Genomic DNA, 18,756 nt, shown 5'->3' with positions numbered 1-18,756 from the left:
GAAGGGGCGCCGTGGACGGGACCAGGGATCTCGCATCGGTCAAGCGGGTCGTCGCGCTCGCCAGCGGCGTGCGCTCGACCGCCGTGAACGACGAGTTCGTGCGCTCGGTCCTGGTGCACGACTACGGGCCCGCCGGGTCAACGGAACCGGGTGCGCAGTTCCGGTCGCCACGCGGCACGGCGTTGAGCCGCAACCGCTTCGCCCTGCGGCGGGCGCTGGTCCGGGCGGGCGTCCCGGTCCCGCGATTCCGCCTGTTCGACGGGGACGAGGACCCGAGGCGGGTGCTGGAGGACCTCGGTGGGTCGGTCGCGGTCCGGCCGGTCACCGGCGGGACGACCGGGGAGGCGCGCCGCGCCCGCCACCCGGCCGGGCTGTGTGCCGCCCACCGGTCGTTGACCGCCTCCGCCCGCGCGGCGGTGGTGGGCGCGGTGTGGCCGCTTGTCAACCCCGGCGGCCGGCTCCTGGACGCCACCCGCCACGTCCTGGTGGACGCCGACCTCGACGGCCCGGTCTTCGAGGTGACGGTTGGCGCGAGTGCCGGGAAGGCGGCCGTCGAAGGCGTTGCGCGGGTGGTGCGCGATCCCGACACGGGCACCGCGATCGGCTTCGCCGGGCCCGTGACGACCTGCTCCGGCGATCTCGCCCGCGCCGCGCTGGACGCGGTCGCGGTGTTGGAACCCCGCACCTGCCGCGCCAGGGTGTGGGTGGTCCTCGCGGGGCGGTGCACGCCGGTCGTCGACCTGGGCCTGACCGGCGCGGCCGGTCCCCGGTCGACTGCGGAGTTGCTGCTGCCGGTCGGGACCTCGGGCCTGCCGCCGCTGCCCGCCGCACAACCGGCCGTCGTGTCGGCGCGGGTCGCGATCGACCCGGGAGATCTCGTGCTGGGCCATCCTCCCGGGGCGTCCTTGCGGGTGGCAGTGGCCGGTGAGCACGACGAGAGGTCGCTGCTCGCGCTGCACCGGGAACTCCGGTCGACGCTGTGCCGCCCGACCGCGTCCCCCGAATCCGGGACAACCGCAGGGCGGTGTGCTCCGTTAACGTCCGACGTGGGCGTGGCCGATGGCGTGACCCCGACGTCGGCGGACGACCGTCCGCAACCCCGTTCGCTCGTCGACCCGTTACCGAGGGAGGACTGTGAACATCCCCCAACCGCTCCGCTCCCTGTTGCGCAGGTTTCGCAGGCGGATGGCGCTGCGCAACCTGCGGCGACGCGACCCGTTCCTGTACAAGTGAGCCGGCCATGCGCATCCTGGGATTGACCGCACTGTCCCACGACGCAACCGCGTGCGTGGTCGAGGACGACGAGATCCGGTTCGCCGCGCACGCCGAGAGGTACTCCCGGCGAAAGAACGACGCACACCTGGCGGAGGGCCTGCTGGACGAGGCGCTCTCGTGGGGCCGGCCCGACCTCGTGGCATGGTACGAACGGCCGCTGCGCAAGAAGTTGCGCCACCTGCGCGCCGGGCAGTGGCGGGACGCTCTGACACCGAAGGACCTGCCGCGCGCCTACCTCGACGGGCTGCACCGCTCGGAACTCGCGGGCGTCCCGATCCGGTTCGTCGGCCACCACGCGTCGCACGCGTCCGCCGCCTACTACACCAGCGGGGTCGGCGTGGCGGCCGTGCTGACCGCCGACGCCATCGGTGAGTTCGAGACGTTCACCGCAGGTGAGTTCCGGCACGGCCGCTACCGGGTGCTTCACCGGCGGCGCTACCCGCACAGCCTCGGTCTGCTCTACAGCGCCTTCACCAAGCGGTGCGGGTTCAAGCCCAACGAGGAGGAGTTCATCCTCATGGGGCTGTCGGCGTTGGGTGAACCTCGGTACGCCCAACGCATCCGGGACGAACTGGTCGACCTGGCACCGGACGGGTTCCGGCTGCGGCACAACGTGCACCGGGGCATCGGGAACTGGGCACCCGGGGCCGATCCGGCGGACCTCGCCGCCAGCATCCAGGAGGTCACAAAGGACATCCTGCTCGCCGCGGCGAAGCGCATCCGGGACGCGGTCGGCGCCGACACGCTCGTGCTGATGGGCGGTCTCGCGCTGAACTGCGTCGCCAACAGCGAGATCGCCCGTCACAGCGGGTTCGACCGGATCGTGATCATGCCGAACCCCGGCGACGCAGGGTCGAGCATGGGTGCGGCGGCGGCGGTGCTCGGCAGGCAGTTGCGGTGGCGCGGTCCCTATCTCGGCACCGACATCGGCGGCCCGTACCCGGTGCGGGAGCTGGCCGACGCACTGTCGGCCGGGGTTGTCGTCGGCGTGGCCAGCGGTCGGGCCGAGTTCGGTCCGCGCGCTCTGGGCAACCGGTCGCTGTTGGCGGACCCGCGCGGGGCCGATACCAAAGACAGGGTGAACGGGATCAAGGGGCGCGAGCCGTTCCGCCCCTTCGCGCCGGTGGTGCGCGAGGAGGTGGCGCACCGGTACTTCGACCTGCCCACACCGTCCTCGCCGTACATGCAGTTCACCGCACGGTGCCGGAACCCCGAGCGCTTCCCCGGCATCGTCCACGTGGACGGCACGAGCCGAGTGCAGACCGTGAACCGTCAGCAGCACCCCGGACTGCACGACCTCCTGAGCGAGCACGAGCGTCGGACCGGCTGCCCTCTGCTGCTCAACACCAGTTTGAACGTGAAGGGCGAACCGCTGGTCAACTCCCGCGCCGACGCCGAGCGCTTCGAGCGGGTGACGGGAGCGGTGGTGTTGTGACGATCAGGTTGCTGATCGCCAACGGGTGCAGCTTCACCTGGGGCGATGAACTGGACGACCGCGCTCGGGCGTGGCCGCACGTGGTCGGACGGGCGCTGGGCGCGGAGGTCGTGAACCTCGGTGTGTGTGGCGGGAGCAACCGCAGGTTGGTGCGCACCACGGTGGAGACGCTGCACCGCGTGGTGACCGATCACCGCCTGATGTCGACGGAGGTCCTCTTCCTGGGCATGTGGACTTCGTTGGAGCGCTACGAGTTCTTCGACCCGGACACCCCGGACCCGGTGGGACGCGCGGACTTGCTTCCGGGTGACGAGCACTGGCGCCGCGTTCTGCCGTGGGCCGCCCGCCGCCGGGAACGCCTCGCCCGGACCTACTACCGTGAGATCCACGACGACCGCGGCGCGCTGAACACGTTCCTGGTCGATTGGGTCCTCCTCCAATCCTTCCTGTCACACGGCGGCTACCACTTCGGTTTCCTGGCCTCCCGCCCGTTGTTCCGCGACGCCCCACCACCGCCGGCACACCTCACGGACCTGATCGACCCCCGCTACGTGCACGGCGGCCTCACCGGTCTGGACGGGCACTCGATGTCCACCATGACCGCGCACAGCCACGCATACGGCCCACGCCGCCACCCGCTCACGGCAGCACACGAGCATTTTGCAGGAGCGATCATGCCTTGGCTGCGGTCGTTGCAGATCTCGAACGCCACGCACGCCGAGACCCGCTCCCGGCCGGACCTGGACGCGATCCGTTGACGACGTGCGCACCAGCCTCGTCGGGCTCTGCGGCGGGCCGGGCACCAGGTCAGGCTGTGCCGGCCGCCGCGGCGAGCAGTCGGGCGAGTTCGGCGGGCTTGATGTGCATGGGCCAGTGGCCGGAGTCGAGGTCGATGAGGTCGAGGTGTTCGACCCGTGCGAGTTCGGGTGCGTCACCGGCGTCGATCCACGCCTGCGCCTGGGTCGGGGTGAACTCGGGGCACACGAGGGTGACCGGGACTTGGAAGCGTCGCTCGTCGGTCAGTCGCACGGTGCCGCCGGTCACGCCTTCGGGAACCGGGATCGCGGCGGTGGCGAAGGCGTGTTTGGTTTGCTCGTCGAGGTCGGCCGAGTCGGGTCCTGCGAACGGTTCCCAGGCGGGGAAGGGCATGGCGCCGTCGCGCAGTGCGAAGAAGTCCGCGTAGGGCTTGCCGTCGGCGGTCGGGAAGCCGCCGATGAGCACCAGCCGGGCGATCTTGTCAGGTCGCGCGTCCGCGGCGAGCCAGGCCAGGGTGCAGGCGGCCGAGTGCCCGACCACCACGGGCTTGCCGGGTGCCGCGTCCACGGCGGCGAGCACGGCCGCCACCTGGTCGTCGAGCGTCGCGGAGGTGGACCCGTCGCCCTGCCCGGGCAGGGTGAGCGGAACGGGGTAAGGGCTCGGACTACGCGACCGACGGCATGGCGGGCGGGTACGGCTACGCCCAGATGGCGGCGGCCGAGGACAGCACCCCGGTCCTCCCGCTCGTCGGCCTGGGTGCCCTGGCCGTGCTGGGCTGTGCCGCCCTCCTCCTCCGCCCGGCCCGCCGCGACTGACCCACCCTCCGAAAACGACGGGCACCGGGTTCTTTCCGAACCCGGTGCCCGTCGCCCGCTCGGAAGCGACCGCCCTACCTGCACCACGCGGTACGCCAGAACTCCAGCGTGCCGAAACCGCCGTGCTCGCTTGCGGTGGACATGGCCGGAACAACGCACGTGAAGGTGCTCCCTGTCTCTGCAAGAAGAAATGCGTTGCGATGCGCCTCCAGATCAGTGCACACTCATGACACACCACGAAGGAAGGGTAGGGACCATGACGGACATGCGGAAGCGAGAGTCGCAGCGCCTGCACCACAGCGCCGCGATCGCCGCCCTGTGCCCGTCCTTCGAGTGGTGCCATGCCGCTTCGAACCGGTGTGAGTGGGCGCTGACCGGCGCGGACTCCCCGCCCTGACCTGAACCAGGTCGTACCGGCAGGGAGCCGCCCATCGGGAAACCGATCCGGGCGGCTCTTCTCGTTCAACACACCCGAAACACCTTTCCCGGTGGCGAGCTTGGGAAGCGGAACGGCCTCCAAAACTGTTACCCGAGGGTTCGACTCCTTCCGCCACTGCTGGATGCCGTCCATTCCTGTATGGGATCGGCGCGGTCGTTGACAATTCCACAGCGGAGCAGACATGAATTTCAGCGCTTCGCCGACCGTCACACGGTCCTGGGCGGGGCGCCGGGAAATGCCGTCCCGGGGTTGCCCGGGGACGTGCGGCTCCCACGGTGGAGACGGGCGGTGCCGCCCACCCCGACCGTAGATCGGGTGCCCGTCAGGGCGTTGCCGGTCGGTCTCCACCACCAAGCCCCTGGCGTGCAGCGGCCACAGCAGCGGCGACCTACGCCGGCCTGCTCGGGTTCGACTTCTGCCGGGGATGCTTCCGCCCGTCTTCGCCATCACGATGGCGGAGAGGGCGGGTTGTGCGGTCGTGGTGAACTCGGGACACGTCGGTCTTCCAAACCGAAGCAGCGGGTTCGATGCCCGCCGACCGCTCTGCGCGAACCCCGCGGCGAAGGTTCGCCAAGGCCGATGCGACTGCTGGCCAGGTCACCGCACCCTCACTGCGGAGGACCGGGATCGATACCCGGATCGGCTGCGTTGCAAGACCCTGCCCCTGTGGCTCAGTCGGATAGAGCGCCGCGCTACGAACGCGGAGGTCCCAGGTTCGAGTCCTGGTAGGGGCGCAACTTGCTGTCCACTCAGGACAGTGAGGTGACGTGCCCACGCGGTCCAGCGGCCGGGGCACCTGTCTCGTAGCGAGGGACCGGGTTCGACTCCCGGGGAACTCGCACCACGACCCGCCACCGACCGCGTCCGCGTGGCGGCCGGCCCATATGGCCCAACGGTAGAGGCAACGCGCTCAGAACGCGTCCGGTCCAGGTTCGAATCCTGCATTCTCCGCAGAAGGACCAGGTTAGAGCCCTCGCACGCACACCGACCACCGCCCCGCTGCGAGTGGTGGTGACGTCCCGTAGCTCAGCAGGCAGAGCGTCCGCCCCACGCGGAAGGTCCCAGGTTCGACTCCTGGCGTGGACGACTGTGACCGAAGCCGAAGAAGACGAGGCACCAGATTGTGATTCTGGTCGAAGCCGGTGCGAGTCCGGTCGGTCACCCCACCCACCGCCACACCCGCCCGGTGTGGCGAACGCGCGTGACCCGGTGGTCGACCGGAGCTCATATCTCCGGTGTGCCTGGTCCGACACCAGGACGCGCGACCGGAGCGACGCCCTCTCACCACGGGCGGTCGATCCCCTCGGCCCGCGTCACGACGGTCGTGAGGCGGCCTGCAAAGCCGTCGATTCCGGGTTCGACTCCCGGGTGGGTCTCGTCACCGGTCTGCTCCGCAGTGGAGTTGCACGCCCTCTGGCACCTCGGCCGCCGCGTCGCCAAGCCCAGAGGTGATCACCGCACCCATCCGACCGGTACGACAGCCAGTGCAAGCGTCGCGTTCAACGACACGCCGCAACGACGCAGCGGATCAACGACGCCTTGACCAGCCCCCATGTGCGATGTCGGCGAGCAGTCGCAGTGGTGCTCGGGGATCGGTGAATCGGGGTGGGGTGGAACCTGCTCGGTGGATAGTATCGATCGGGAGCGTGCCGGTCGGTCAAGGCGAGGCGGACTCATGATTCGAGGTCCGTCGTGCACGTCGGACAACCTCGGGCCGCTCCCTGGACCGCCGGTGCTGTGACACGAGGAGTTCTCCGGGTAGATGCGCACTGCCTTGCTCATCGCAACCGACACCTACGCCGACCCGGCCTTCAGTGCCTTGGCTTCGCCCGAGCACGACGCCGTCGAGCTGGATCGCGTGCTCAGCGACCCCTCGATCGGCGAGTTCACCACCGAGGTGCTGGTCAACCGCCCGGTCGAGCTGCTGCGAACCCGATTGGAGAGCGTGTTCACCAACGCCGGCTGGGACGACTTCCTGCTGCTGTACCTGTCCGGCCACGGCGTGAAGGACCGCACCGGGCGGCTGTTCTTCCCCGTCCGGGACACGCGGGCCGGGCTGCTGGGGTCGAGCGCCCTCGACGCGCGGTTCGTCCGGGACCTGGTCAACCACAGCCGCGCGCGCCAGGTGGTGGTGCTGCTGGACTGCTGCTACGGCGGCGCGTTCCCCAGCGGGATGCTGCCCAGAGCGGCGGGGAACGTCGACGTCGTCGACCAGTTGGACGGCGGGGCGGGCGGCAGCGGGTGCGTGGTGATGACGGCCGCGACCCACATCCAGTACGCGTTCGAACCGGGCGGCCGGCGGGACGGCGATCCGGAACCTTCGGTGTTCACCAAGGCAGTGGTGGACGGGCTGCGCACCGGGGACGCAGCCCTGGACGGCGACGGCGAGATCACCGCCCGGGAACTCTACGGGTACGTCTACGAGCGCGTGCGTCGGGAGAGCCCGGACCAGACGCCCACCAGCAGCGGCACCATCAGCGGGGAACTGCGGATCGCCCACGCGGGTGCGTCGCTGCCCGGTGGGGTGCCCGACGAGTTGCGCAGGCTGCTGCGCAGCGCGGACCCGGCGTTGCGGCGATTAGGCGCACGGGAACTCGGCGCGCGCGCCGCTGCGGGCGACCACGCGGCTGCGGTGGCGATGCGGTTGCTCGCCTCCGGCACCAACCCCGACCTGGCGAAGGTTGCCCGCGAAGTCCTGACCTCGTCCCACGAACCGCTCAGCGACGCCTCACCGGCGGTACCGGAGCGCACCCCGCCCACGCCCGACCCCGCCCCGCCGGCCCTACCGGACTCCCAGCCGACCCGGCCACCGGCCGACCTCGGGCCGCCGGAGACGGCGCCGGCTGCTCGCCTCCGGCAGCTCCATCTGGAACACCGCGACATGGCAGAAGGTCCAGGACTTCGACACGTCCGGCGTGAGCGCCTTCAGCCCGGACGGCCGCCTGTTCGCCACTGTGGTGGCCCAGCGCGTCATCGTCCGGTCGACCTCCTCGTGGGCCGAGGTCGGCGACGTCGAGGTTGCGGACCGGGTGGAGGAATTGAGCTTCAGCCACGACGGGGCCTACTTGGCCGTGACGGCCGAGAGCGGTGCGGCGCTGTGGCGAATGGTTGGTCCCGCCTACCGGCCGGTCGCGGGACCAGATCCTGACCCTTCAGGACGCTCGCATTCAGCACGCGGAGCCCCCGGGCGCTCGCCGTCTCCTGGGATGACGAAGTGTCGCTGTGGGACGCTTCCAGCTGGAACTGCCTGGGCAGCGTGTCCGTGCCCGACGTGCAGGCCGTGGCGGTGAGCGCTGACGGACGTCGCGTCGCGACGGCCACCGGTACGTGGATCACGCTGTGGCAGACCCCGCGCTGGCGGGTCGAGCGGAGGGCGCCCTACGAGCGGTACAAATACGGGCTGTTGCAGTTCAGCCCGGACCTCAAGACAGTGGCAAGCCAACACAGCGACGGGCTCTGCTTGGTCGACGCTTCGACGGGCGACGTCGCCCAGCTCCTCTCCACGAACATGTACGCGGTCGCCTTCAGCCCGGACGGCGAGTTCTTGGCCGGCGCGTCACACACCGGTGACTGGCGGCGCCCGGACGCCTGGGTGTGGCGACGCGACACCCACCTCCCGGCGGGGCACACGGACGACGCGGCGTTACCTCTCGCCGAATGACGAAAGAAGACGTGAAACGGCGCGCACACGCGAACTGCGGATACACGGCGTGCTGGCCACGACGGTGGGTGTGGTCGTCCCGGTGGCGTCCGGGATGTCCTTCCTGACCCTCGCCATCGGAGCCGAGACCGCGCTGGTCGCGTTCGGAGGGATGCGAGTGGCCAGGCGCTTCTGGACCGCCCGACCCACGACGTGACGGTCCCGCCAGCCGCCCTCGTACTGGATTTCGTGGATGTCGCTAGCCGAGGGCGAGAGCGCCGAGCGCAGGCCACGGCGGACCCTTGCGTAGCAGGGACAGGATGTTCCGGCCGTGCCGACGCCCGTCCGGGAAGTCGTCGCGGACGTCCCAACGCCAAGCGGCGACCAGCGCGAGCACGAGCCGCCGGCACTCCGCGAGCAGGACGTGGTCGATGCCCGGATAGCGCGCGCCGACCTCCTCCGGCAAGTGGGCCACGTCGAACTCGACGGGTCCACGACAGCACGTCTCGAAGTCGATGAACAGGAGTCCGTTCTTCGTGCTCTCGTCAGGCAGGGCCTCGGTGTAGGCCAGGCGGGAGAAGCCGTCGATCGCGGAGTGCAGGTGGGTGTAGCCCCTGCGGGCACCGGCCGCCCTGGTGCGTTCGGCCTGTTTCGCCTGGTCGCTGCCCTTGCCGTGGACGCGCCACCCGCCGCCGTCGGGGATCACGCCGACCTTCTTCACGTCCGGGTGGACCATGTGGCCGGGTCACCGGGCGGTGATCCGCCGCGGCGCGCGGTTGTCCTGCCCGGTCGGGTCGAGGAAACGGCGCCGGTTCAGGCCCAGGTGGGCCAGGTGCCGGCCGACCGGCGCACCGAGACGGGCGTGCCCTCGGCGGCGAGTTGCAGGGCGATGCGGCGGGCTGACCACTTGCGGTCACGACGCAGCCGCTCGATCCGGGCCACCACCTCGGCGCGGGTGGCGGTGGGCTGCCGATGCGGAGCACTGGCGCGGTCGGCCGGACCGGCCTCGCCGAAACGGCGATGGCGGTTGACCCACTTCGAGGCGCACTGCCGGGAGATGCCCGTCTCCGCCGCGACGTGGGCGATCGGGCGGGTCCTACAGCGCCGGACCAGGCGGTGGCGGCCTTCGACGGACAGCGGGGCGTTACGGTGGAGCACGGACGGGTCTTTCTCTCGGCGGATGTGTTGGTCGCACTTCCATCCTGCCGCCGAAAGACCCGTCCCCTCGTCTCAGCCCCGGCCAGGTGTCACCAACGTCATGACCCGCAACAGCTAGCGTGCTCGAATCGATCACCCACGCTTCCGAAGGGCGACCCAGTCGATCATGAGCGCACCGCACGTCTACCGGATCACCAAGTACGATCCCGCCGATCGCGATGACCGGGGCGCGTACCGAGGGTCCGAGGACGTGTCGAGCGACCACGGTCCGGTGGAGGCCGCCTACCTCGCCGCCGTGACGGCGTTCGCCGAGGACATCGGCGTGACCCGGCTGACCATCCGCGACCCCGCGGTCAGCGGGTTCGTCCACTTCGGAGTAGAGCCGCCCATCGACGGCCACGGGTTGCACGGGCTGTTCCCACCCGACCTCACCGGCTACCACGACGGCGCGCGGATCACCCTGGACGTCGGTCGTGAACTGGTGCGCGCCATGCTGCGTGACAACGGCGCGTGGTGCCGACTGGAATCCGAGGACCGGTTCTTCGTCCATGTCGGCTACGACCAGTACATGTACATCGGAAGCGCGCAACCGTGCGGACGTGCGGTCGCACTGACCGCCGCGAGCGGTTTGTTCGTCGAGCCGCTGGACGGCTCGCCCTACGACCCGGATGGCGACGGGCCCTACGAGTCGCGTCCGGCGGACGCGGCGTTCTGGGCCGAGGTGGCGGCACTCGCGGCACGGCACGGCAGCGTGCTGTTGGAGGAGCAGTTCGTCGGCAACCGCTCCCGTTGGCTTCGACTCACAGCCGACGCCACGGTGCCCGACCTCGGTCCGCGCGCCCTCCTGTCCGTGTGGCCGGACCTGTCGGCCGATGTCCCGGCAGTGCTGCGCACGATGTCACCGGACTTCACCGGCCGGGCCGTCGTGGAACACGCGGACGGCCACATCCGCAGCTTCCAGGCCGACGGCGATGACCGGGCGGGCCTGACCGAGGCGTTGGCAGGCGTCCGAGCGGCCATCCTCCTGCCGCACACCACAGACGACCACAACCCACTGCTCGTGGCAGTGCAACCGGACGACGACGGAATCGTCCGCGCTCGCTGGCAGATCTGAACCGCGGTAGACGAGCCGGTGGCGCACCCGGCTCATCGTGAGCCTACGGCCCACAACACCTGGGCGTCCTGTCGTCGGCAGAAGCGTGCGTTCACCACACGCTGCTCGCGGCATGAGGGGTGCCGGTTGATCTGCCGCACGGGCGTGGGCCGGTCCTCCCGGGAGGAGATCGGACCGGTCCGCGCTGCTCAGCGCGGTCAGCGGATGGTGTGCCAGCACGCCATGTGGCCGGACTGGGCGTAGTCATCCGGTCGATGCCGGCCGTCGCGTGTCGTGAAGGCACGGCAGTGATTCTCGTCGACGACTGTGCGGATTCGGGACCCGCCGGGGGCAGTGGGAGAGCAGGATTGGCGGCGTGATGAACGTCTTCGTGAGCTACTCACGACGGGACTTCTACGCTGCCGAGGCGCTGGCCTCGGTCCTCGCCGCTTCCGGTGAGGTCGAGACCTGGTTGGATGTCGAGCACCTGGTGCCGGGCACCGACTGGTCGAGCGCGATCGACACCGCGATCGACCAGGCCGACGTGGTCGTGGTCGTCGCGTCACCCGCAGCGATGGCGTCGGAGTGGGTGACGCAGGAGTGGAAGCGCGCGCTGGCCAACGGCACCCCGGTGCACGTGGCGCTGGTCCGCGACACCGAGCTGCCCTCGGAACTCGCGCTGGTGCACGACCTGCGCGGTAGGTTCTTCACCGAGGCGCGCAGGATGGTCGAGGTCCTCCTGGGCCGCGCCGCGCCCGGTTCCCGCCGCCGATTCCCGCTGTCACCGCAGGTGGCCCTGCTGTGGTTGTCGCTGCTGTTCTGCACGGTCATCGCGGGAGTGGGCGCCACCCTGGGCTGGGACCTCAGCGTGGTCTACCGGCCGGTACATGCCGGTTTCGAGCGGATCGGTCTGGCCACGGCGTTGGCGAACGTCCTGGTCGGGGCCGGGCTTGTTGCCGTCATGGTGCGCCTGTTTCGACGCACCGCGTCACCGTCGTCGTTACGGGAGGCGTTCGCGCGGACGGGTCTCAGCCTGATGCTGTCCCTCGTCGGAACGCTGATAGTGGGCAACGGATCTTATCGCGAGGCGGCCGGGCCGGACGCGCGGACGGACTCGGCGTGGCTCTACCTGGCTGCGGGGGCTGTTGCCCTGTTCGCGTTCGTGTTGGTGTCACGCTCGCGCGTCATCCACCTGGAGATGCCGACCGGTCGCGGCGACGACCACATCCGCGCTCGCTTCAAAGGTCACCGCACGGGCAGGTTTCGCATGCGCCGGTTCGCGCACATGTGGGCCGTGTACCGGCCCAGGATCGACGCTCTGAAGCAGGTCACCGGCGTCGGTTCCGCCGCCACCTACCGGGTGTGGAGCCATCCCGGGGACAAGCCCTTCGCCAACGTGATCGCCGGAACGTGCGAGGCCGCCGGATTCGCCAAGGACGAGGTGGATCCACGTTGGGTGTTCATCGTGGTGAGCACTCGGACTCCGGCCCAGGCGATCCGCTACGCGAACGAGGTCTTCGGCGATCGGGTCGTGTTCGTGCTGACGACCAGCCTGCCCTCCCTGGAAGACCGGACGGTCCTGCGCCGCTATCAGTGGCTCGACTTCCGCGAGCAGCAACCCGAGGGGCTGTACGAGTTCCTGCGCGCGGTGGTCACCGGCGAGCAGGGCGAGCGAGGCGTGGTCACCGTGCCGATGGGCGTCGACTCCTTCCGCGCGCCCCGCTACATCACCAACTACCTGGTCTTCGGCCAGGTGCTGATCGGCTTGGCCGCAGCGCCACCGCTGGGACTCCTCCTCGCCGGGGACTTCGCGCGGGCGGTTCCGGTCGTGCTGGTGACCGCACTGCTCGCCGCCGCCGTGGTCAACCTGATCCGCCGGACGGCGGACCGCACGATCACCGCAGGCGGGTGGTCGATCAGGTCGGTGTTGGTATTACTGCTGTTCATCGCCTGGCTGGTGCTGGCACCGGCCCTCCCGCACATCCCGCCGGTCAACCGGATCGTCCTCGCCCTCGTCGTCGTGGCGAGTCTGTTCGGCTCGACGAAGGTGCTGCTGTCACTGTGGCTGCCACCCGAGGAAGGGCAGAAGGTGCGGCCGGCGTCACCGCCCGTGACACCACCCTGGTACGCCTTCTCGGTGCCACTCATGTCGTTGGTGCTCGCGACCGGCTACTTCTTTGTGACCCAGCCCTGACCGGCGGGAACCCGCCTTCCCACGACACTGACCAACCCATCGCCCACCGACGACGTCTGTACCGCGTCACGACCGCTCGCATCTCGGCACGGGCCGACGTTCCGAACGGGTGGCTCGCGGTGGGAGCTGACGTTCGGCGGAGGGCTTGCCTACTGCCCGTAAGAGCGGCGGAGATCGGCGAACAGCAGGTGGTTGAGCCGCCGCCGAAGGTGTCCGGTCTTGCTCGGGTCCGGGAGTTCGGTGGGAGTGAGCAGGGTGAATCTCAGGAGGGTTCCCGCGTTCCCGGCGTCCGTGAGCGTGAAGTGCACCTGGTCGTGGGGCCGGCTCCGCCACAGCGATGACCACACGACCCGGCCTGGTTTCTCCGCGTCCAGAATTCGGGGGGCGACCTCGTCGGGGAGCAGGTCGAGCCACGGTCGTGATCCTGGCCGGCGGGGTTGCGCGAGCGACTGCCAGACAACATGCGGCGGCGGAGGCAGTACACGCGCCCGTGAACCGATTTCGATCACCCACGCAGGATATGCGGTTTCTCTGGTCCACCGTCTGATCATTGACACAGGCGGACGTCGTACCCCTCACCGTCAACGGCATGAGCGGACCTTCGCGCTGTCGGTAGTCGGTTCTGTCTCGGGTCCGAGGGTTTCCGGGCTCCGTGACGGCGGCACCGTGCTACCGGTGATCGTTTTCCGTCGAGTGTTCCGTGTCCATCGAGGCGGTGTGGACCCGGGCGTGCCGGAACGGGGAGGAGCCCAGGATGAGCGCCGCGCCGACCAGTCCGGCGATACCGGTCCACAACGCGGTGCGGTAGCCGGCGGTGTCGGCGAGGATTCCGCCCAGCGGCGCACCGACCACGATCATGCCGCGGTTGAGTGAGCGGATCGTGGTGTTCACCCGGCCTTGCAGGCGGTCGGGGGTCACCGATTGCCGGTAGCTCACGCTCCGCGAACGCCCCACCGAGCACCGCGCTGGCCAGGGTCACTAAAAAATAATTACTCCCAGCCGAAATTCCCCCAGCCGGAGTTCTCGCAGGCCGTAGGCGAGGTAGACGGTGCCGAGCATGCTGTTGGCCAGGAACCACAGGTGGCCCGACAACGCCGCGGGGGCCAGCGTCCGATGCCGGTACACGTAGGCCAGGCCCTCGCGCAGTTCCGTCCAGACCGGCCGCCGTTCGGGGCGGCGGGGTGCCGGTCCGGCGACCGGGACCGACGCCAGCAGCAGGCCGGAGACCAGGTAGGAGACCGCGTCGAACAGGATCGCCACCGGCGCACCGACCACCTTGATCAGCCAACCGGCCGGCACCGGGCCGGTGGTCTGGGCGGCGGCATCGGACTGCTCCAATCGGGCGTTGGCGGCGGTGAGCGACGTCCGGGGCACGAGCCGGGGCAGGAACGACTGGTTGGCCGCGTCGAACAGCAACGACAGCACCCCGAAGGCGAAGACGACCACGACGAGCGTCGCCATGGTCAACAGGTCCGCGAAACGCCAGCACCGGGAGCACGCACAGCAGCGCGGCCCGACCCAGATCCGTCGCCACCAGGACCGGCTTGCGTCGATACCGATCGACCAGAACCCCGGCAACCAGACCGACCGCCAGGTACGGCGCCCAGCGCGCCGCGTTCAGCAGACCGAGCTGGGCGGTACTGGCGTGCAACGTCTTCAACGCGAGGATCTGCAGGGCGAACGCGGTGACCGGCGTGCCGAAGGCCGACACGGTCGACGCGGCCCAGAACCGGCCGTACCCCGGCAACCGGCGCAACGACGCCCCGACTCATCGGACCTCGTGACGAACGAATCCACCGTCTCCCCATGGCGCCACTGTCGCCTGTTCGGCGCGGTCACGGAACAACCTGGCGAGCGCATGGTGTGGCGGTCCATCCGCAGACGGCGTCGGTGGACCAGGATCGGCCCGGTTGCCCTGCTGTCGACAGCGCGTGCGATCGCCTTGTCGACCGAATGTGGCAGGGGATACGAGGGGCCCCTTGCCGCCTTTGCCGTCGACCGGTAGCTCCCGGTGTAGCGGCCCAGATGGGCAGAAGCGGCAAGGCGCAGCACGACGTCGTCAAGGCTCGACAGATCCGTGACCCACCACGGTCACCCCGCACCGGCAGTACCAAACCAGTCGCGGGTGAGCGCGTGTTGGCGTCGAGGTGTGCCGCTCAGTGCGGTGCGACGACGCGCTGGACGCTGTCGCGGAGCAGGGCTCGGCGTCGCTCGTGCAGCTCGGGGGGTTCCTGATCGCTGGCGGCGTAGACGTTGCTGACCGGTGACCATGCCATGGACATCGCAATGACCATGGCCATCAGGTCGAACGGATCTCCGGGCCGGAGGAGGCCGGCGGCTTGCGCGTCGGTGATGGCGCGCAGTTTGGCGTCGTCGAGGCGGTCGGCGTCGTCGACGAGGTGACCGGTCGGGCGTCGTTCCAGGCGTGTCCAGGTGGCCAGCCGGATGAGGTCGGGGCGGCGGAGGTACTCGTCGTAGAGGCGGACGGCCCAGTCGGCGAGGTCGGCGGTGTCGATCGGCACGACGGTCGTGATCCGCTCCAAGGAGCCGACGAAGATGGCGTCGAACAGTCCGTCCTTGCTGCCGAAGTAGCCGTAGAGCTGAGCCTTGTTGGTGCGTGCCGCCGCCACGATGCGTTCGACGCGCGCCCCGGCTATCCCGTGTTCGGCGAACTCCTGCGTCGCCACATCGAGGATGCGCTGCCGCGTGGCAGCGCCACGCGAGGTCAAGGGCTTGTCAGGCACACGGCGAGGGTAGCAACAGACCAGTCGGTTTGCCGGATGGGTGGGGTTCGACTAGCCTCCAAGCAGACAGAACAGTCTGTTTGCTATGAGGTGCACATGAGGACCACCGTGGGTTGGCAAGCCGACCGCTCCGGGACCGGGTTGCGGCGGACGGCGCTCGATCGCCGAGAACTGCGGGCCGACGACGTCGCCGTGCGCGTGGACTACTGCGGCGTCTGCCACAGCGATCTCCACGCCGTCCGCACCCGTGCCGGCGACGCACCGTTGGTGCCGGGGCACGAGTTCACGGGCGTGGTGACCGACGTCGGGGCCGAGGTCACCCGATTCGCCCTCGGTGACCCGGTCGCCGTGGGCAACATCGTCGACTCGTGCGGCGGGTGCGCGATGTGCCGGGCGGGACAGGAGAACTTCTGTCACGAGTTGCCCACCCTGACCTACGCCGGCACCGACCGCCACGACGGAACCACCACATTGGGGGGCTACTCCCGCGAGTACGTCGTCCGCGAACAGTTCGCCTACCCGCTCCCCGCCGGACTCGATCCCGCGTCCGCCGCTCCTCTGCTATGCGCGGGAATCACCGTCTGGGAACCACTGCGAGCCCTCGGCGTCGGGCCGGGCACCCAGGTCGCCGTAGCCGGGCTCGGCGGCCTCGGACACCTCGCGGTCAAATTCGCCGTCGCACTCGGGGCCGACACCACGGTCATCACCCGGTCGGCCGGCAAAGCCGACGACGCCCGCCGGCTGGGCGGCCACGACGTGATCGTCTCCACCGACCAACGCCGGATGGCCGCGGCCCGCGAACGGTTCGACGTCGTCATCGACACCATCGCCGTCCCGCACGACGTCGGCCCCTACCTCAAACTGGTCGCCCTGGACGGAACCCTCAGCCACGTCGGACACCTCGGCACGATCACCGTGCAAGCCACCGATCTGTTGATCGGACGCAAGAAGCTCAGCTCCGCCGGCAGCGGCGGCCGTCCCGCGACTGCCGCCATGCTCGAATTCTGCGCCCGGCACAACATCACCGCCGACATCGAACTCCTCCCGTCCGCACGCGTCAACGACGCCTTCGACCGCCTGGAGCGCAACGATGTCCGCTACCGCTTCGTACTGGACATGTCAGACCTGCCGTAGCACCCCCGACGACCCAGAGGGCCCGCCCGCGTCCAAGGGACTCACCTCGACAGAAGCGGACGGGTCGTGGTCCCTCAACGACGCCGGGGAATGTGGTGGCCGGCTGTCGCGGGATGGTGGGTTGGTGACGAAGTGGGCCACGCGACGTCGTCGATGGCGAGCCACGGCGCGACGGCCACGGCCGAGGGCGTCAGCCCGGTGAACGCCTTGACCTCGCGGTGGAGGTGCGACTGGTCGACGTAGCCGCACTCGGCGGCGACACCGGCAGCGGTGTGCCCAGTCGAGAGGAGACGGGCGGCATGGTCGAACCGCACCAACCGAATGGCGCGCTTGGGACTGATTCCGAGCCGGGACCGGAAGCGCGACCACAGGCGTTTGCGGTCCCACCCGACCTCACCTGCCAAGCTGTCGACCTGTACCTGCCCTCGGCTCGTGAGCGTCCGCCGCCAGGCGTGGGCGACTTCCGGTTCGACTGGCCTGCGAGCCCGTAGCCGTTGACCCACGACCTCGGCCGCGATCGTGAACCGCTCGTCCCACGACGTGGCGGTGCGCAACCGGTCCTCGATCCGCCCGGCATCGCGACCCCAGACGTCCGCCAGGGGTGCCAGCGTCCCGCTGAGATCGGGTGCTGCGTCGAGCACCGTGGCCGCCACGTCCGGCTCCAGCCGGATCTGGAGGCATTCGCCCACGCAGCCACCTGCCCGCAGATCACCGGGCACGAGCCCGATGACGACGCTGCCGCGCTCGCGCCGGCCACGGCTCTCGCAGACGACACCTGCTCCCTCGCTCAGGTCGATGAGCACGGTGACGGACGGGTGCGCGACCATGGCGATGTCCACGGGAGAGCGGAGGCTCTGGCGGAACCCGGCCATGCCAATTCCCGGCAGCCGATCCGACGGGCGCGGGACCGCGATGTCCACCGATGCCCAGTCCGGCGGTGTTCCGGTCGACAGCACACCACCAGTCTAGGGATCGGGGACCACGGGCGGGGCGCTCGGTGTCCGTTGCCGCGAGGTCCAGCTCAGCAGCAGTTCGCTGGTCGCCTCGGGCACCTCGAACGCGGGGAGGTGCCCAACGCCGGACAGCAGTTCGATCCGAGCGTGGGGCACCGACTCGTACCGGCGCACCGACGACGGGTCCCAGCGCGGGTCGGCGGTACCGAAGATCACCAGCACCGGGACGGTGAGGGCGGCCAGACGATCGGGCACGCTGCGCTCGGCGATGTACTCGGTGTTGCAGCGCAGAATCGTTCTGAACGTGCGATAAGAGGTGTGCTTGAGATCGGCGACCACGTCATCGGGTACGTCCACCGTGCGAGCGGCCGTTGCCCGGATGCCCCTGCGGATCATCGCGTCCGAACGCCTCGGCCAGATCAGCGGTCCGAACGGCGGGCCCAGCAGGACCCGCAGGATCAACGGCTGGGGGAGCAGCGCGTCGGGATGCGGACCGCAGCTGATCAGCGCGATCGAGCGCACCAGGTCGGGGCGCTGTTCGGCGAGGGCGGTGGCGACGTAGCCGCCACTGGAGTGCCCGACGACGGTGACATCACCGAGGCCAAGGCCGTCGAGCACCGCCGCCACCTTGCTGGCCTGCGTGGGCACGTCGTACGACGGTGAAGGCGGGGATTGGCCACAGCCCGGGAGGTCGACCCGGACGACGTGGTGGTGCTCGGCAAGGACCGGGACCACCGGGCTCCACGAGGCACCCGAGGCTCCCGATCCGTGGATGAGCACCAGCGGCGGTGCCTGCCGTGGACCGTCCTGCACCACGTGTATCCCCTGCGCGTGCCCGACACCGTTCTCGCTCATGCGAGGAGGATGCACGGTCACCCAACCGCCAGGATTGGACGAATGTCGTCGTGCGACCGACGTCGCGGGACTCTCGCCGCGTGCCCGGTTCCAGCGAGCGGTCGAAAGACGCCTTCTGGTGGGCAGCACAGCTACTATGTGCAGGCTGGTCGGAAAGAATGGAAGTGGAGATCTGACCGTCAACCACGTTATCGTGGACGAGGGCAAGGTCGTTGACGCCCTCCTGTGGCAGGCGGGCAACATTCCTGCGAGGAGTGAGATGATC

The 18,756-nt window shown here is 69.9% G+C and carries 17 protein-coding genes, 6 tRNA genes and 1 pseudogene; 17 read left to right on the top strand and 7 right to left on the bottom strand.

The window, feature by feature from the left end; translation table 11 throughout:
• Positions 1-11: 11 nt before the first annotated feature.
• From AB0I60_RS27070 to AB0I60_RS27060, 3 genes are read left to right on the top strand one after another with little or no spacing between them, the layout of a single operon-like run.
• The gene (locus tag AB0I60_RS27070; RefSeq protein WP_360734263.1) at positions 12-1,259 is read left to right on the top strand and encodes a hypothetical protein; all 1,248 of its coding nucleotides are present in this window, start codon (positions 12-14) and stop codon (positions 1,257-1,259) included.
• Positions 1,241-2,710: a carbamoyltransferase C-terminal domain-containing protein gene (locus AB0I60_RS27065; protein ID WP_360734260.1), complete on the top strand. Its 1,470-nt coding sequence runs from the start codon at positions 1,241-1,243 to the stop codon at positions 2,708-2,710. The genes AB0I60_RS27070 and AB0I60_RS27065 overlap by 19 nt, the downstream gene beginning before the upstream one ends.
• Positions 2,707-3,468 carry a DUF6071 family protein gene (locus tag AB0I60_RS27060; protein WP_360734257.1) on the top strand — a complete coding sequence of 254 codons (762 nt, stop codon included), beginning with the start codon at positions 2,707-2,709 and terminating at the stop codon, positions 3,466-3,468. The genes AB0I60_RS27065 and AB0I60_RS27060 overlap by 4 nt, the downstream gene beginning before the upstream one ends.
• Before the next feature lie 49 nt (positions 3,469-3,517).
• On the opposite strand, the gene AB0I60_RS27055 is transcribed toward AB0I60_RS27060, so the two are convergent.
• Positions 3,518-4,102, bottom strand: coding sequence for an alpha/beta hydrolase (locus tag AB0I60_RS27055; RefSeq protein WP_360734540.1), 585 nt, complete (start codon positions 4,100-4,102; stop codon positions 3,518-3,520).
• A gap of 44 nt (positions 4,103-4,146) precedes the next feature.
• On the opposite strand from AB0I60_RS27055, the gene AB0I60_RS27050 reads away from it, so the two are divergent.
• The 11 genes from AB0I60_RS27050 (at position 4,147) to AB0I60_RS27000 (ending at position 8,577) form a co-directional block, all read left to right on the top strand.
• Entirely contained in the window at positions 4,147-4,281 is a 135-nt protein-coding gene (locus AB0I60_RS27050) for a hypothetical protein (protein ID WP_360734552.1), read from the top strand.
• Positions 4,282-4,546: 265 nt separating this feature from the next.
• A complete protein-coding gene (locus tag AB0I60_RS27045) occupies positions 4,547-4,678 on the top strand; it encodes a hypothetical protein (protein WP_360734254.1) in 132 nt (43 codons plus the stop codon).
• Positions 4,679-5,192: 514 nt separating this feature from the next.
• Positions 5,193-5,263: transfer RNA gene (locus AB0I60_RS27040), tRNA-Gly, on the top strand.
• Positions 5,264-5,380: 117 nt separating this feature from the next.
• Positions 5,381-5,454 (top strand) — tRNA-Arg (locus AB0I60_RS27035).
• Positions 5,455-5,606: 152 nt separating this feature from the next.
• Positions 5,607-5,668, top strand: a tRNA-Leu gene (locus AB0I60_RS27030).
• A gap of 67 nt (positions 5,669-5,735) precedes the next feature.
• Positions 5,736-5,807: transfer RNA gene (locus AB0I60_RS27025), tRNA-Trp, on the top strand.
• 2 nt (positions 5,808-5,809) lie between these two features.
• Positions 5,810-5,886 (top strand) — tRNA-His (locus AB0I60_RS27020).
• Between the two features lie 139 nt (positions 5,887-6,025).
• Positions 6,026-6,096, top strand: a tRNA-Cys gene (locus tag AB0I60_RS27015).
• A 386-nt stretch (positions 6,097-6,482) separates the two neighbouring features.
• Positions 6,483-7,868 (top strand): caspase family protein, encoded by a 1,386-nt coding sequence (locus AB0I60_RS27010; protein WP_360734251.1) that lies wholly within the window; start codon positions 6,483-6,485, stop codon positions 7,866-7,868.
• A gap of 66 nt (positions 7,869-7,934) precedes the next feature.
• A complete protein-coding gene (locus AB0I60_RS27005) occupies positions 7,935-8,381 on the top strand; it encodes a hypothetical protein (RefSeq protein WP_360734248.1) in 447 nt (148 codons plus the stop codon).
• Positions 8,382-8,430: 49 nt separating this feature from the next.
• Entirely contained in the window at positions 8,431-8,577 is a 147-nt protein-coding gene (locus AB0I60_RS27000; RefSeq protein ID WP_360734245.1) for a hypothetical protein, read from the top strand.
• 324 nt (positions 8,578-8,901) lie between these two features.
• Here AB0I60_RS27000 and AB0I60_RS26995 read toward each other — a convergent pair.
• Positions 8,902-9,518: pseudogene (locus tag AB0I60_RS26995) on the bottom strand (leucine zipper domain-containing protein); the annotation flags it as partial.
• A 166-nt stretch (positions 9,519-9,684) separates the two neighbouring features.
• On the opposite strand from AB0I60_RS26995, the gene AB0I60_RS26990 reads away from it, so the two are divergent.
• Positions 9,685-10,632 (top strand): RNA-binding protein, encoded by a 948-nt coding sequence (locus AB0I60_RS26990; protein ID WP_360734242.1) that lies wholly within the window; start codon positions 9,685-9,687, stop codon positions 10,630-10,632.
• A gap of 358 nt (positions 10,633-10,990) precedes the next feature.
• Positions 10,991-12,805 (top strand): toll/interleukin-1 receptor domain-containing protein, encoded by a 1,815-nt coding sequence (locus AB0I60_RS26985; RefSeq protein WP_360734240.1) that lies wholly within the window; start codon positions 10,991-10,993, stop codon positions 12,803-12,805.
• Between the two features lie 669 nt (positions 12,806-13,474).
• Here the strand turns inward: AB0I60_RS26985 and AB0I60_RS26980 are convergent.
• The 3 genes from AB0I60_RS26980 to AB0I60_RS26970 all read right to left on the bottom strand — a co-directional run bounded on the left by AB0I60_RS26980 (position 13,475) and on the right by AB0I60_RS26970 (position 15,549).
• Complete coding sequence (locus AB0I60_RS26980) at positions 13,475-13,723, bottom strand: hypothetical protein (protein WP_360734238.1); 249 nt, start codon at positions 13,721-13,723, stop codon at positions 13,475-13,477.
• A gap of 60 nt (positions 13,724-13,783) precedes the next feature.
• Positions 13,784-14,266: an MFS transporter gene (locus tag AB0I60_RS26975; protein WP_360734235.1), complete on the bottom strand. Its 483-nt coding sequence runs from the start codon at positions 14,264-14,266 to the stop codon at positions 13,784-13,786.
• A 695-nt stretch (positions 14,267-14,961) separates the two neighbouring features.
• On the bottom strand, positions 14,962-15,549 hold the full coding sequence (locus AB0I60_RS26970) for a TetR family transcriptional regulator (protein ID WP_360734233.1): 588 nt from the start codon (positions 15,547-15,549) through the stop codon (positions 14,962-14,964).
• 96 nt (positions 15,550-15,645) lie between these two features.
• Here AB0I60_RS26970 and AB0I60_RS26965 point away from each other — a divergent pair, with 96 nt between their 5' ends.
• Positions 15,646-16,683 (top strand): NAD(P)-dependent alcohol dehydrogenase, encoded by a 1,038-nt coding sequence (locus AB0I60_RS26965; protein WP_360734231.1) that lies wholly within the window; start codon positions 15,646-15,648, stop codon positions 16,681-16,683.
• 74 nt (positions 16,684-16,757) lie between these two features.
• Here the strand turns inward: AB0I60_RS26965 and AB0I60_RS26960 are convergent, their stop codons facing one another.
• Positions 16,758-17,639: a helix-turn-helix domain-containing protein gene (locus AB0I60_RS26960; RefSeq protein ID WP_360734229.1), complete on the bottom strand. Its 882-nt coding sequence runs from the start codon at positions 17,637-17,639 to the stop codon at positions 16,758-16,760.
• A gap of 9 nt (positions 17,640-17,648) precedes the next feature.
• Positions 17,649-18,491 (bottom strand): alpha/beta hydrolase, encoded by an 843-nt coding sequence (locus AB0I60_RS26955; protein ID WP_360734537.1) that lies wholly within the window; start codon positions 18,489-18,491, stop codon positions 17,649-17,651.
• Between the last annotated feature and the right edge of the window lie 265 nt (positions 18,492-18,756).

It is taken from the genome of Actinosynnema sp. NPDC050436 (genome assembly GCF_040655415.1).
In the GTDB taxonomy this organism is placed as follows: domain Bacteria; phylum Actinomycetota; class Actinomycetes; order Mycobacteriales; family Pseudonocardiaceae; genus Actinosynnema.
This window is presented reverse-complemented; position numbering and strand designations above follow the sequence as displayed.